Origin of the sequence: Gluconacetobacter brunescens, assembly GCF_048695475.1 — a bacterium.
GTDB lineage: Bacteria > Pseudomonadota > Alphaproteobacteria > Acetobacterales > Acetobacteraceae > Gluconacetobacter.
Genome location: NZ_JBLHEN010000001.1, coordinates 1,984,545 through 1,998,021 on the forward strand (window position 1 = coordinate 1,984,545; position 13,477 = coordinate 1,998,021).

A 13,477-nucleotide genomic window follows, 5' to 3' on the forward strand; every position below is an offset into this window, starting at 1 on the left:
AGGATCTGCTCTAGTCTATTTTTTTAACGTGCATAACAGAGGACATTTCAGGAATATTGGTCGCCCAACCGACAGGAAGAGGCGCGATAAAGACATTTTCCGTTCTATATCGAGATATTTTCCATTTATTCTCTACGCGACGGAAGGCATTGTTCAATCGGCTGGAGCGGAGAACGGACGACCCATCCTCAAAAATCCACGGCTGGAAATGAACCCATTGCCCCTCGGCCGTGTCGCCCGTTACGTGAATCTGTTCCGAAGTCAAGTAATGACAGTTGAGGATCATCTCCGGCTGTTTGGGTGCAAAGAACCGTTCGAAATGCGCGGCCAGCTCGGCACGTCCGACGGAACGCCCGAACTGATTGTCATAATAGGATCCAACACCCTCCCATACAGCATCGTTCGTGAAAAGATCTAGTATCTCCTCATATCGGTCTGTGTCGGATACTGTTCTCTCCGGCAATGGAACGTCGCACAAGAACATATAGCGGGCCATGAGACGGCGTATATCAGCCTCTGCGCGAAGAACACGCAAATCTTCCTGCAGGGACGAGAGAACGAGTAATATTTCTTCATTCATCATTATATTCTTTCATGGCAAACAGTCATTACTTTTGACCATCTCGGCCGCATCCAGAACCAGGCACGACCATGATACATGCTGAAGATTGATCCATTTGCGACAGCGCGCGAATCAGATTTCAGACTTTTTCTCCGTCAGGCATCTTCATCCGATCGCTGTTTCTGCCGAAACGAACGGAATTCTAGGAAAAATCCGAAAGGAAATAGAGTTCGACGTCTTTTTCGAGATAATGCATGCGCGCTTTCCAGAAGGTCTGGAAGAACGGAGATTGAAAATGATCGTCCAAGGCCTCCTGGGAGTGCCATTTTTCATCAAATATGAAAATATTCTGTCTATTTTTCTCCACATATACTCTATAAAAAAGACATCCCTTCTCCATCCTTGATAATTCTACAAGGTTTTTTATTTCTTTCGACAGGTCCAGAATCCACTCCGTCTTAGCATGCTGAAATGCCAGAATATGAATAGGTGCCATATTTCGATTTTATCCCATCATCCGGATCTCACTCATTGTGATAATGCAATTTTTCGGATACTTGCCATTGGCGATTTATCCAAATTGGATATTGCATCATAATATCGCGTTCACCCTGTAGGTTGGATCGATCCGGTTCTGATCATGGCTGTCGTAACCCTGAGCGTGAGCGCACCGGCAGGATCCCCCCCGGCCCCAGACGTCGCCGGGCCGGGACGTGGCACCGAAGCGGCGACCAACGAGAACCACATGAACTCGCTGGCCGAGGCTCCGCTTCGCCATCGAACGGACCTTTCGACCGTCCGGGGGGAACACCGAACGCCGCCGCATGTGCCTGACCTCCTATTAGGCCGCCCATTTCGGCCCATGCTAAGATGCTGATGCTGCATCATCACGATCTGGTCCACGCTCCTGCGCCGCAGGAGATGCAGGAGATCGCGGCAGGATCTTGAGCATAGAATATGCCCGGAAAATCCGGTCCAGGTTGTGAAGAGCGGAGTTTTGTCCGCTGGATGTCGGAAAAGGTTGACGACTCGGCGTTCGGCATCGGCGGTCGCGACCGACTGACCATCCATGGCACCCCGAAGATCACAAGTTCATGAGCATCGCCTCCGCGACCAGCTCCGAAACGACGTCTGGCAAGACCCGGATTGAACGTGCCGCGCCGATCTTCCGTTGCTTACTGGGCCACTGGAGCCGCGACAGGCGGTGTTTCTTGGCCTGCCAACGCCTTGCGGGTAAAGCTTGCGCGAAATCGAACCATATCTTTTATATTTATCCGCATATGTTGCAAATAATACGCAATATCGAATTCTGGATTCAGTCACGGGATTTTTATTATACCGTTCGTCTTGAAATAAAATATCACAAATGACGCAGAGCCAAATCTGAGTTCCTATCAACAAAAAACCGTTACAGACACGGCGCTGGTTCAAATGCGGATCGTCATCTTCGGAATATAAAAGAGAACAACAAGCGGAGACAGGGCCTGACACCGCATGCGGGCCACGATGCTTTGCGCGGAGACGTTCATCAATGTCCATTGATAAATTCAGGAACCGTCGGACATTTCTCCGACAGGCCATTTCGGTTGTACCGAGCGTGACGCTGATCGGCAGTGCCTCGGAGCTTCTGACCACCAATGGCGCGCTGGCGGCGACGGCGGAAGCGCCTTCCCCGCCCTATACGCCGACCTTTTTCACGCCCGCCGAATGGGCGTTTCTCAACGCCGCGACGGATCGGCTGATCCCGCCGAACGACGATGGTCCGGGCGCCGTGGAACTCGGAGTGCCCGAGTTTATCGACCGGCAGATGGAAAGCGGCTACGGCCATGGCGAATTCTGGTACATGAGCGGGCCGTTCGTGACCGATGTCGACCCCACGCTGGGCTACCAGCTTCAATACACGCCCCGGGAGTTCTATCGGACGGCGATCGCCGATATCGACCAGGTCTGCGCCGACACGCATGGCCACCCCTTTCATGCGCTGGACGCGGCCACGCAGGATGCCGTTCTGACATCGCTGCAAAAGGGAACGCTCGCGCTGCCGCGCATCGCGAAATCCGCCGAATTCTTTATTCAGCTTCTGGCGAATACCAAAGAGGGTTACTTCGCCGATCCGATGTATGGCGGCAACAAGCATATGGGAAGCTGGAAGATGATCGGCTTTCCCGGCGCGCGGGCCGATTTTGCCGACTGGATGCAGCAGCCGGGGAAAGTCTATCCGCTGGGGCCGGTTTCCATTCTCGGCGAGAGGGCATAATACGATGGCAACGCCCCTGAAATCCGTCGATGTCGTCGTGATCGGGCTGGGCTGGACCGGTTCGATCCTGAGCATGGAACTTGCGAGCGCCGGGCTGCATGTCGTGGCGCTGGAACGCGGTGCCTATCGGGATACCTCGCCCGACTGGAGCTATCCCAAGGCCGCCGACGAGCTGAAATACGGCATTCGCGGCGACCTGTTCCAGCGCCTGTCCAAGGACACGGTTTCGATCCGTCATTCCATGGACCAGACCGCCGTGCCGTATCGGCAGCTCAATGCCTTTCTGCTGCCCAACAATGTGGGGGGTGCGGGCGTTCACTGGAACGGCCAGCATTATCGCCCCTCGCCCGAGGACCTGAAATTCCTCAGCCACAACGTCGAACGCTACGGGAAGAAATTCCTGCCTGAAGACATGACGATTCAGGATTACGACGTGACGTACGAGGAACTTGAGCCGTATCTGGACGAATTCGAGCGGCTGTGCGGTACCTCGGGACAGGCGGGCAATATTCGCGGGACGTTGCAGCCGGGGGGCAATCCGTTCGAAGGGCCGCGCGCACGAGGCTACCCGACGCCGGCGCTGCCCGATACGGAAGGGGCGCTGCGGTTTGCCAAGGCGGCCCGGGAACTGGGCTATGCGCCCTTTCCGCAGCCTTCGGCCAATTGTTCGCAGCCCTGGACCAACCAGTACGGGGTGCGGCTGGGCCCGTGCAACCTGTGCGGCTATTGCGAACGCTACGGGTGCTATCTCTACTCCAAGGCCTCGCCGCAGACGACGATCCTGCCGGCGCTGATGCAGAAACCGAATTTCGAGATGCGTACGCACAGTACGGTCACGAAGATTAATCTCTCGCCCGACGGCAAGCGCGCGACGGGTGTGACTTATGTGGACGCAGCGGGGAAGGAATTCATCCAGCCGGCGGACCTGGTCATCCTCTCCTCGTTCCAGATCAACAATGTGCGGCTGATGCTGCTGTCGGGGATCGGCACGCCTTATGACCCGAAGACGGGCGAAGGGGTGATCGGCAAGAATTTCGCCTATCAGATGATGAGTGAATCCGCGCTGTTCTTCGACAAGGACGTGGCGATCAACCCCTTTATCGGCGCCGGGTCCGGTGGGCAGCAGATTATCGACGAATTCAATGCCGACCATTTCGACCACGCGCCGCATGGCTTTATCGGCGGCGGGTATATCCTGGGCGGCACCACGGGCGGGCGGCCGCTTCAGCAGCTCAATGTGCCGGCCGGCACGCCGATGTGGGGGGCCGAATGGAAGAAGGCGGCGAAGGATAATTACCTGCACACCACCCGCGTGCAGACCCATTCATCCGTGATGTCCTATCGCGGGGCCTATGTCGATCTCGACCCGACCTATCGCAATGCGCTGGGCATGCCGCTGGCGCGCATCACGTTCGACTGGCACGACAACGAATACAAGATGACCCGCTTCGTGACCGATCGGGCGCTTGAGATCGTCGAGAAGATGAACCCGAAATCGCACACCGTCACCATGCGCAAGGCGGGCGACCATTTCAATACGCGGCAGTACCAGACGACGCATATCACGGGCGGTGTGATCACCGGGGCCGATCCGCGCACCAGCGCGGTCAACCGCTATGGCCAGAGCTGGGATGTGCCGAACCTGTTCGTGTTCGGGGCTTCCGCTTTTCCGCAGAATTTCGGGTATAATCCGACGGGCCTTATCGGTGGGCTGACCTTCATGGGCGCCCATGCCATCCGGGAGCGCTATCTCAAGGCGCCCGGCCCGCTGGTTCCGGTCTGAGGGGCCGTGCCATGAGAATGACATTCAAGAAACCGGCCTCTTTTTTCAGCTTCCTGGCCCTGGTTGTGGGCCTGGGTGCGGCCGTCTGCCCGGGCGGGCGGGCGCAGGCCCAGGCTCCGGCCGCCACGGACCAGACACTTGTCGAGCATGGCGCGTATGTCGCCGTGCTGGGCGATTGCGTGGCCTGCCATACGGCGCAAGGCGGGCGGCCTTATGCCGGCGGCCTGCCGATCGCCTCGCCGATCGGGACGATCTATTCGACCAACATCACGCCCGACCGGGAGACGGGCATCGGCGGCTACAGCTACGAGGATTTCGCGCGCGCCGTGCGGCGCGGCATCCGCCGGGATGGGAAAACGCTTTATCCGGCGATGCCCTATCCGGATTTCGCGCATATCAGCGACAGTGACATGCATGCGCTCTATGCGTTTTTCATGTCCGGCCTCAAGCCGGTGCATGCGCCGAACAGGGCCGCCGATATCTCCTGGCCGCTTTCGATGCGCTGGCCGCTGGCGTGGTGGCGCTGGATCTTCGCGCCGAACGTGCAGCCTGCCTCCGCATCAATGGGTAGCGATGCGCTGGCCGACCGGGGGGCCTATCTCGTCGAGGGGCCGGGGCATTGCGGGACCTGCCACACCCCGCGCGGCATGGCCTTGCAGCAGAAGGCGCTTTCGCCGCGTGATGGCACGGCGTTTCTGGCGGGTGGGCAGATCGACAATTATACCGCGAACAGTCTGCGCGGCGACGGCCTGACCGGGCTGGGATCGTGGCGGGAGGAGGATATCGTCAGGTTCCTCAGATCCGGCCGCAACCAGCATGCCGCCGTGTTCGGCGGGATGGCGGACGTGGTTTTCCAGAGCACGCAGCATATGAGCGATGCCGACCTTCAGGCGATCGCGCATTTCCTGAAGACGCTGCCCGCGACGAAGAGCGGCCCGGCATTCTCCTACGACCAGGCGGTGGCAAAGGAATTGTTCGTCGGCAATGTCGGCCGGCGTGGGGCGCTGACCTACATCAACAATTGCGCGGCCTGCCATCGGACCTCCGGCAACGGGTATGACGATACCTTCCCGGCGCTAGCCAATAATCCGGTCGTGAATGCGGCCGATCCGTCGTCGCTGCTGCATATCGTGCTGATTGGCGGCACCATTCCCAGCACGGCCAGCGAGCCCACGCATTTCACGATGCCGCCGTTCGGTGACAGGCTGTCGGATCAGGAGGTTGCGGACGTGGTGACGTTCATCCGGTCGAGCTGGGGGAATCAGGCGTCTGCCGTCAGCGCGGAAGATGTTGCGAAATTCCGCAAGGAGATCGCGCCTTCACCGGTCAAGAAAACGCTGTAAGGGTGGCGTAGGCGACATGGGCGTGGCGCGCGGATTGCGCCACGCCCGCTCGTTTCACAGGACTAGGGATGACCATGAAACAGATGATAGCAAGGCCGGCCCGGTGGATGACGTGCGCGCTGGCGCTGGCGGCGCTGTGCCAGGTGCCGCATCAGGCGGCGCGGGCCGCCGTGCCCGACCTGCCGACACGGCCGGTCCTGACGCTGGCCGTGGCGCAGCGCATTGCCGCGGCGGCGGTGCAGCAGGCGGAGGCCCTGCACACGCCCGGCGTGATCGCGGTTGTGGATGATGCAGGCGAAGTGATCGTGCAGATCCGGATGGACAATGCCTTCATGCGGGCCAGCGGCACACTCGCGCCGGGCAAGGCGCGGTCCGCCGTGATGTTCCGGCGGCCGACGGCGACGCTGGAAGCCGCGATCGCCGGGGCGCGGCCGGCGCTGGTCAGCGCGCAGGGCTTCGTGATGATGAAGGGGGGCGAACCCATCTTCATCAAGGACCAACTGGTCGGCGGGATCGGCGTTTCGGTCGATACCCCGGACCATGACGAGCAGATCGCCCAGGCTGGTCTGGCAGCGGTGAAATAGCCGGTGATGCGGGACGGGGCGTTCTCCCCGCCCCCGCTTTCTACCCCGGGTCCGGCCGGTCGGGCGCCGCGTTGACGGGATGCCACTTTCCAGGTCCGGCCAGAACATCCAGTCGGCGGCAACGGTCGGGCCGGGATCGGCCCGGCCGATGGCGCGACCCTGCGCCCGCCATGCGCCGGACGATCATCGCCGCCGGCGGGTTGACACGCGACAGCGCGGAGCGGCAGCCGGCCTCCGGCGATGCCGACCTGATCGCGTTCGGACGTACCTTCATCGCCAACCCCGACCTAGTGGCGCGCCCGCGCCATGACGAGAGCAGATCCTGTTTGAACGTGTGCGTTCGAACAAGTGAATATTCTCGTAAAAACAATAAACCAGAGCATTTCCACCGAACCTGTGTTCGGTGGAAATGCTCTAGCCGCTCAACCGCTACGACCGCACGACGTTCCTTGGCGGCGATGCGCGGGGCTACACGGACGACCCTTTCCACGACAGCCCGGCACTGCGCGGCGTGGTGTCTGATGCGTAAAAAACGGAACCAATGAATTTCCGTTGTTTCTGTTTTATTCAATCCCGATCGCTCATAACGTGGTTGCAACGTCGAAAGACGGAAATCTCGCCAAAGGATCGCCTGACATGATCACGCCCGCCACCCGCGATGCCGCCCTGCTCGCCGCCCGTATCGCCCTTTCCGGCCTCTTCCTCGTCATGGGGTGGGGCAAGCTGTCGGATTATTCCGGCGCCGTTGCCTACATGGCGCAGACCGGCGCCCCCCTGCCCGCCCTGTCGGCGCTGATCGCGACGGGTGTGGAACTGGGCATCGGGGTGGCGCTGGTGCTGGGGGTGTTCGTCGAACCGCTGGCGCTGCTGCTGGCCGCCTATACGGTGGTGACCGGCTTTATCGGCCATCATTTCTGGACCATGGAGGGGATGCTCCGGTACGACATGATGATCCATTTCTACAAGAATATCGGCATTGCCGGCGGGCTGATCGCGCTTGCGGTGGCCGGGCCGGGGCGGTTTGCCCTGCGGCTGGGCCGGCGCGCGAAGGTGGCCGCCCTCTGAACGCTCTCCCCCATGTGGCCGCGAAGGCGGCCCCGACAAGGAACAGGACCATGGCACGCTTTACGACTTCCGATGGTGTCGGCCTCTATTACAAGGACTGGGGCGCGGGACGGCCCGTGCTGTTCAGCCATGGCTGGCCGCTGAGTGCCGACATGTGGGACAGCCAGATGCTGCATCTGGCGGAAAACGGCTTTCGCGCCATTGCCTTCGACCGGCGGGGCTTCGGACGATCGGACCAGCCGTGGCAGGGGTATGATTACGACCGGCTGGCCGACGACATTGCCGAGTTGATCGTGCATCTGGACCTGCGTGACGTGGTGCTGGTCGGGTTTTCAATGGGTGGCGGCGACGTGACCCGCTACATCGCCCGCCATGGCAGCGAACGGGTGGCCAGGCTGGCACTGCTGGGGGCCGTCACCCCGCAATTCATGAAAACCGCCGGACACCCGGTCGGGCCCGAGAAGAGCGTCTTCGACGGTATCCGCGCCGGCCTGCGGGCGGACCGCGCGCAGTTCCTCAAGGATTTCTCGTCGGTTTTCTATGGCATCAATCATGGCGCCACGGTTTCGGACGGCGTGCTGGACCAGACCTTGCAGATCGTGCTCCAGGCGTCGCTCAAGGCGACCATCGATTGCGTCACCATCTTTTCCGAAACGGATTTTCATCCGGACATGGCGAAGATCGATGTGCCGACGCTGATCATTCATGGCGATGACGACCAGGTGGTGCCGCTGGAGGCGACCGGGGCGCTGGCGGCGAAGATGATCGCGGATGCGACGCTGACGATCTATGAAGGCGCGCCGCATGGGTTTGTGGTGACGCATGATGTGCGGTTGAAGGCGGATCTGCTGGCGTTTGTGCGGTAGGATTCTTCTTTTGTCTTCCGAAAAAGAAGCAAAAAGACTTGGGGCTGGCATAGGTAAGCCGACAGAGGCTTGATATGTCGCATGAAACTACGTCGCCGCAGCCGCCTACCTGTCGGCACCCAAAAACGGCTCCTGGAGCACTTCGTTGCTGGCACGCCGGCGCGCAGTGCTGCAGAACTCGTGGGCGTCAATCGCAATACGGCAACACTATTTTATCGCAAATTGCGTGAGACGATCGCAGAACAGATCGCCCATGAGGCACCCATCGAGGGTGAGGTCGAAGTCGATGAAAGCTATTTCGGCGGACACCGCAAAGGCAAGCATGGTCGAGGCGCTGCGGGAAAGGTTGCAGTCTTTGGCCTGCTCAAACGTCGCGGTCGGGTCCACGCCGTGATGATACCCAACGCCGGCCATAAGACGCTCATGCCGATCATCAGGGAGAAAGTTCAGGCTGATTCAATTGTCTATAGCGATTCATGGCACGCATACGACAAACTCGATGTCTCGGAGTTCCATCATTATCGCATCCATCATGGCACGCGCTTCGCTGACGGCACGAACCATATCAACGGCATCGAGAATTTCTGGAGCCAGGCCAAGCGTCACTTGCGTCGATACAACGGAATACCACGGAAAGACTTTCATCTCTTCCTCGCGGAATGCGAATGGCGCTTCAACTACCGCTCGCCCGCAAAGCTCGTGAAAATCCTCACCCAATGGGTTAACCTGCCACCACCGCGGTCCAGATAAATCGCTTACCTATGCCAGCCCCAAAAACTTTTGATTCGTTCAGGGTCATCGCGTGTGCCAAGCACAAAAATCCTGAACGAATCAAAAGTTTTTTGGTTCTTTTTTTCAAAAAAGAACGCCTTTGCCCCGCCTGGACGGGGCAAAGGGAGGCTTCAGAGCCTGACCTGAAATGTGGGCTGGTGAGCGAGAGCGGTCCGGAACGGGCCGCGCCCAGCGTGTGTTTCCGAGCATCGGAGCGGAGCGGCCTTGATGGCCGCCCGCCGCGAAGCACAGGAAACGCGCGCTGGATCGCCGCCAGCGCGCATTTCAGGTCAGGCTTGTCTTATGCCTTCCGTGTCGCTGTGTGCGACAAAGGACTGATTTTTTCGGGGTGGCCACCCCGGAAAAATCAGGAAGGGGACGGGTCGGTGACAGGCAGACCGTGATGGGTCGGCTTGAGAGTATGACCGCCCCTTCTTTTCCTTGTGCCCTGAACGGATACCCGAGGTTCGGCCTCGGATGACAAGCATAGGACATGGAAAAGATGACGCATCCGGCCACGGCTTCCAAGCCCGAACCACAGCCCGCGTCGATCACGATCGGGATCGACGTCTCCAAGGATCATCTCGATGCAGCCCGTCACCCCGGTGGAGAGACCGTGCGCGTGGCCAACACCCGCAAGGGCCAGACCGCGCTCCTGCGCTGGATCGGCGACATGAAGACCGTCGCGCGGGTGGTGTTCGAGCCGACTGGCCCGTATCACCGGCTGCTGGAGGAACGTCTGGCGTCCCTCGGCGTGCCAGCGATCAAGGTCAACCCGCGGCAGGCGCGCCGTTTCGCCGAGGCTACCGGCAGGCTCGCCAAGACCGATCGTATCGATGCGTTGATGCTGGCGCGTTATGGCGCGCTGCTGGAGCCGGTCGCACGCCCGGTCCGTTCGGACCAGCAGAACCGCCTGGCCGAACTGGTCGCAGCCCGCCGCAGCCTGATGCGAGACCGGACGGCAACGATCAATCGCCTCAAAACCCTGACGATCGATTTGCTGAAACGCCATGGCCGGCATCGTTTGCGGCAGATTGAAGGGCAGATCGCTTCTCTCGATTCCGCCATCGCGGCATTGGTGGCAGAAGACCCGCACCTGTCTCGGCGCCGGGACGTGCTGGCCAGCATTCCGGGTCTTGGCATGATCACCGCCCACGCCCTGCTGGCCGACATGCCGGAACTCGGCACAATGGAGGAAGGCCAGGCAGCCGCTCTTGCCGGGCTTGCCCCGATCACCCGCCAGTCCGGAACATGGCGGGGCAGAAGTTTCATTCAAGGCGGCAGGGCTGCCCTTCGGCAGGCACTCTACATGCCCGCCATCGTCGCCATGCGCTTCAACCCCGATCTCAAGCGGGTCTATGACCGACTGACCACCACCGGTAAGCACGCCAAAGTCGCCATTACCGCCATCATGCGAAAACTCATCGTCCTCGCCAACGCGCTGTTGCGCGACAATCGCCTCTGGACGTCAAAAACCGCTTGATCACAACGGATACTCTCAGAAGTTCGCGTCGACGCGGCCGTAGTAATAGCCGCCGGTCATCGGGATGCCTGCCGCGTAGGTATCGTAGATGTTCGTGCCGTTATAGCGGGTCGATTGCGGGATTTCGCGCGGGCGGATGTTGAAGAGGTTGTTGCCGCCGACCGCCACGTGCCAGTGCTCGTTGACGCGGTAGCCGATCTGCAGGTCGGTCAGCCAGCGGGGCGAACCCTTGAACTCGTACCAGCACTTTGTCGAATATTGCTGGGACGTTCCATCGGCGCAGGTGCCGGTGGCCCAGTCCTGGTAGGTCAGCAGGCTCTTGGTCTCGCCGTAGCGGCTCTGGCGGATGTTGACGTCGAAATTGCCGATGGTCCAGAAGGCATTGAGGACCAGCTTGCTGCGCGGGTATTCGGTCGTGAACTGGGAAATAGCCTGCGCGTTCAGCAGGGGATTGCCGGCCGCGTTGGTGGAGATATGCCCGACGCGGGTGCGGTTGAGGTCCAGCGCCGCCGACAGGGCCAGGTTGCCGTAGCGTTGCAGATGGAAGGTATAGTCGGCCTTGATATCCACGCCCTGCGTGCGGGTGCTGGCACCGTTGGTGATGTAGTTGGCGGTGACGTTTCCGGCCGGGATGGTGGAGGGCACCGTGAAGCCCATGGATTCGAGCGCGCTGACCGCCGCCGGGCCGTTATAGGAACTGCTGCTGACCAGGCGGTCGCGGATCGCGATCTGGTAGGCGTCGACCTCGACATGGAAGCCGTCGACCGGCTCCAGCACGAAGCCGCCCGACAGGTTCCATGAGCGTTCGGGCTTGAGCGGCGTGGCGCCCAGTTCCCGCGCCGCCGCCGAGTTGGCGGGCAGGAGGCCGCCGGCGACCGTCGGCGACAGGGCGGCGGAGCTGTAATGCTGCTCGGCCAGGGTGGGGGCGCGGAAGCCGTTGCTGACGGTGCCGCGAATGGCGATGCGCCTGGAGAAATCGTAGCGGGTCGAGACCTTGCCGTTCTCGGTGTTGCCGGAATCGGTGTAGTGCTCGAAACGGCCGGCGAGATCGATATCCCAGTGCGGCAGGGGCTTGAAGTCGGTGTCGATATAGCCCGCCCAGATGTCGCGGCTCCACGAGCCGGCATTGGTGGGAGTCAGCCCCACGATGGCCTGCGGGCCGCCGAGCTGGTACGACGCGGGCTCGCCCGGCGACAGCTCATAGGTTTCCAGACGGTGTTCCGCCCCGAAGGCCAGGTTGAGGGGGATGTGGAGCGGCAGGGTGAAACCCCGGCGGAAATCGAGCTTGTTGTCCCACTGCGCGGCGGTGAAGCCCTTTAGGAAGAACTTGTCCTTGACGTAGCCGCAGCCGTCGCCCGACGCATAGATGGACGTGGGATCGACCGAGGCGGGCACGCAGGTCGACTTCAGCATGCCGAGATTGACGTTGTTGGTCGTGGAGAGATTGACCTGGTCGGCGCCGTAGGTGGTGCTGAGATTCCAGTCGAAACCGAAGAAATCCCTGCCCTTGAGACCGAGCGTGGCGGCGTAGTCGTTTTCCTCGCCCACATCGAGGGGCTCGAAACCATAGGGGTAGGCCGAGGGCAGCACGTTGGGCAGGCGGAACTGCTCGAACGCCTGCGAATGACGGTGGGCGTAGGTGATCAGGCCGTAGCCTTCGACCTTGTCGGTGATGGGCTTGCCGAAGCTGATTGCCATGGATTCCCGCGTTTCCTCGGGAACGTTGGTCACCTGGTTGGAATAGAGCGGAACCTTGACGTCGCCGGTATAGGCGCTGCCCGTATAGGCGCCGGCGGGCGCCTGGTCTTCGATCAGCCGGTGGTCGATCGCCTTGATGACGGAATCGTCGCGGTGCATGAACTGGCCGGAGAGATGGATATAGCCGTCGCTGCCCAGGCGGAGGCCGCCGTCGGCGTCGATCTGCGTCGTCCAGCCGTCGCCCAGATAGGCGTTGGCGCCGGTCGTGGCGCTGACATGCAGGCCCGAGGGCTTCTTCTTGGTGATGATGTTGACCACGCCGGCGATCGCGTCCGACCCGTAGAGGGCGGCGGCACCGTCTTCCAGCACCTCGATATGGTCGATCGCGGCGGCGGGGATCAAGTTCAGGTCGGTGGGGGTGGAACCGAAATTGACGCCCGCGCCAGTGCTGATGTTGGACGTCGTATGACGGCGGATGCCGTCGACCAGCACCAGGACGTGGTTGGGGTTGAGGCCACGCATGCGGATGGAGGAGGTCAGCGCGTCCGCGTTCTGGCCCATCGCCTGGATATTGATCGACGGATAGGTGCGGGCCAGGGCCTCGGCCAGGTTGGGCAGGCCGGTGCGCGCCAGGGTGGCGGCGGTGACGACCGTGACCGGGCTGGAGCTTTGCCGCGCATGGCGGTTGGGGGCGCGGGTGCCGGTGACGATGACCTGCTCGTCGGCGTCGGCCTTGTGCTTGGGCTTCGCGCGGGCCTTGGCGGGGGCGGGGGCCTTGACGTTGCCCGCCTCGGTGGCATCGGGCGTGGCGGCGCGCGCGGGCGCGGTGGCCGACGCGGCAAGGAGACCGATGACGGCCCAGCAGGCGACCGGCCGCAGGGCGGTGCCGGCCTTCCACAACGATCGGAAGGGGGCTGGCGCAATTCCCTGCTGTTCCGCAGGCAGCGTCGCCGGGAGATCGATGTCGGCATTGCCCTGTGGTCGCGGCAGCCGGGAATATTGAAGAAGCATATTCGCCACCCTTCTGGTTTGATTGAGGAATGTTCCTGTTATGAAACAGGATAT

At 61.3% G+C, this 13,477-nt stretch carries 13 protein-coding genes; 10 read left to right on the plus strand and 3 right to left on the minus strand.

Annotated elements, in window-relative coordinates; genetic code table 11:
* Positions 1–10 precede the first annotated feature (10 nt).
* Together ACMAUO_RS08770 and ACMAUO_RS08775 are read right to left on the minus strand one after the other, a co-directional pair.
* Entirely contained in the window at positions 11–583 is a 573-nt protein-coding gene (locus tag ACMAUO_RS08770) for a nuclear transport factor 2 family protein (RefSeq protein WP_420356536.1), read from the minus strand.
* A 181-nt stretch (positions 584–764) separates the two neighbouring features.
* The gene (locus tag ACMAUO_RS08775) at positions 765–1,058 is read right to left on the minus strand and encodes a putative quinol monooxygenase (protein WP_420356537.1); all 294 of its coding nucleotides are present in this window, start codon (positions 1,056–1,058) and stop codon (positions 765–767) included.
* Between the two features lie 598 nt (positions 1,059–1,656).
* Here ACMAUO_RS08775 and ACMAUO_RS08780 point away from each other — a divergent pair.
* The 10 genes from ACMAUO_RS08780 to ACMAUO_RS08825 all read left to right on the plus strand — a co-directional run bounded on the left by ACMAUO_RS08780 (position 1,657) and on the right by ACMAUO_RS08825 (position 10,714).
* Entirely contained in the window at positions 1,657–1,932 is a 276-nt protein-coding gene (locus ACMAUO_RS08780; protein ID WP_420356538.1) for a hypothetical protein, read from the plus strand.
* Positions 1,933–2,093: 161 nt separating this feature from the next.
* Positions 2,094–2,819, plus strand: a complete 726-nt coding sequence (locus ACMAUO_RS08785) for a gluconate 2-dehydrogenase subunit 3 family protein (protein ID WP_420356539.1) — start codon at positions 2,094–2,096, stop codon at positions 2,817–2,819.
* Between the two features lie 4 nt (positions 2,820–2,823).
* Positions 2,824–4,602, plus strand: a complete 1,779-nt coding sequence (locus ACMAUO_RS08790) for a GMC family oxidoreductase (RefSeq protein ID WP_420356540.1) — start codon at positions 2,824–2,826, stop codon at positions 4,600–4,602.
* 11 nt (positions 4,603–4,613) lie between these two features.
* The gene (locus ACMAUO_RS08795) at positions 4,614–5,945 is read left to right on the plus strand and encodes a c-type cytochrome (RefSeq protein WP_420356541.1); all 1,332 of its coding nucleotides are present in this window, start codon (positions 4,614–4,616) and stop codon (positions 5,943–5,945) included.
* 74 nt (positions 5,946–6,019) lie between these two features.
* On the plus strand, positions 6,020–6,529 hold the full coding sequence (locus tag ACMAUO_RS08800) for a GlcG/HbpS family heme-binding protein (protein ID WP_420356542.1): 510 nt from the start codon (positions 6,020–6,022) through the stop codon (positions 6,527–6,529).
* Positions 6,530–6,699: 170 nt separating this feature from the next.
* Positions 6,700–7,074, plus strand: a complete 375-nt coding sequence (locus ACMAUO_RS08805) for an oxidoreductase (protein WP_420356543.1) — start codon at positions 6,700–6,702, stop codon at positions 7,072–7,074.
* A 91-nt stretch (positions 7,075–7,165) separates the two neighbouring features.
* The gene (locus ACMAUO_RS08810) at positions 7,166–7,594 is read left to right on the plus strand and encodes a DoxX family protein (RefSeq protein ID WP_420356544.1); all 429 of its coding nucleotides are present in this window, start codon (positions 7,166–7,168) and stop codon (positions 7,592–7,594) included.
* A gap of 50 nt (positions 7,595–7,644) precedes the next feature.
* A complete protein-coding gene (locus ACMAUO_RS08815) occupies positions 7,645–8,460 on the plus strand; it encodes an alpha/beta fold hydrolase (RefSeq protein ID WP_420356545.1) in 816 nt (271 codons plus the stop codon).
* A gap of 81 nt (positions 8,461–8,541) precedes the next feature.
* Entirely contained in the window at positions 8,542–9,210 is a 669-nt protein-coding gene (locus tag ACMAUO_RS08820; protein ID WP_420356546.1) for an IS1595 family transposase, read from the plus strand.
* Positions 9,211–9,733: 523 nt separating this feature from the next.
* Entirely contained in the window at positions 9,734–10,714 is a 981-nt protein-coding gene (locus tag ACMAUO_RS08825) for an IS110 family RNA-guided transposase (RefSeq protein ID WP_420356547.1), read from the plus strand.
* A 15-nt stretch (positions 10,715–10,729) separates the two neighbouring features.
* Here the strand turns inward: ACMAUO_RS08825 and ACMAUO_RS08830 are convergent, their stop codons facing one another.
* The gene (locus ACMAUO_RS08830) at positions 10,730–13,423 is read right to left on the minus strand and encodes a TonB-dependent receptor plug domain-containing protein (RefSeq protein ID WP_420356548.1); all 2,694 of its coding nucleotides are present in this window, start codon (positions 13,421–13,423) and stop codon (positions 10,730–10,732) included.
* Positions 13,424–13,477 lie beyond the last annotated feature (54 nt).

What these genes read in the sequence shown, in the direction of transcription:
- ACMAUO_RS08770 (WP_420356536.1), bottom strand. Translation starts at nt 583, where the DNA reads ATGATGAATGAAGAAATATTACTCGTTCTCTCGTCCCTGCAGGAAGAT.
- ACMAUO_RS08775 (WP_420356537.1), bottom strand. Translation starts at nt 1,058, where the DNA reads ATGGCACCTATTCATATTCTGGCATTTCAGCATGCTAAGACGGAGTGG.
- ACMAUO_RS08780 (WP_420356538.1), top strand. Translation starts at nt 1,657, where the DNA reads ATGAGCATCGCCTCCGCGACCAGCTCCGAAACGACGTCTGGCAAGACC.
- ACMAUO_RS08785 (WP_420356539.1), top strand. Translation starts at nt 2,094, where the DNA reads ATGTCCATTGATAAATTCAGGAACCGTCGGACATTTCTCCGACAGGCC.
- ACMAUO_RS08790 (WP_420356540.1), top strand. Translation starts at nt 2,824, where the DNA reads ATGGCAACGCCCCTGAAATCCGTCGATGTCGTCGTGATCGGGCTGGGC.
- ACMAUO_RS08795 (WP_420356541.1), top strand. Translation starts at nt 4,614, where the DNA reads ATGAGAATGACATTCAAGAAACCGGCCTCTTTTTTCAGCTTCCTGGCC.
- ACMAUO_RS08800 (WP_420356542.1), top strand. Translation starts at nt 6,020, where the DNA reads ATGAAACAGATGATAGCAAGGCCGGCCCGGTGGATGACGTGCGCGCTG.
- ACMAUO_RS08805 (WP_420356543.1), top strand. Translation starts at nt 6,700, where the DNA reads ATGCGCCGGACGATCATCGCCGCCGGCGGGTTGACACGCGACAGCGCG.
- ACMAUO_RS08810 (WP_420356544.1), top strand. Translation starts at nt 7,166, where the DNA reads ATGATCACGCCCGCCACCCGCGATGCCGCCCTGCTCGCCGCCCGTATC.
- ACMAUO_RS08815 (WP_420356545.1), top strand. Translation starts at nt 7,645, where the DNA reads ATGGCACGCTTTACGACTTCCGATGGTGTCGGCCTCTATTACAAGGAC.
- ACMAUO_RS08820 (WP_420356546.1), top strand. Translation starts at nt 8,542, where the DNA reads ATGAAACTACGTCGCCGCAGCCGCCTACCTGTCGGCACCCAAAAACGG.
- ACMAUO_RS08825 (WP_420356547.1), top strand. Translation starts at nt 9,734, where the DNA reads ATGACGCATCCGGCCACGGCTTCCAAGCCCGAACCACAGCCCGCGTCG.
- ACMAUO_RS08830 (WP_420356548.1), bottom strand. Translation starts at nt 13,423, where the DNA reads ATGCTTCTTCAATATTCCCGGCTGCCGCGACCACAGGGCAATGCCGAC.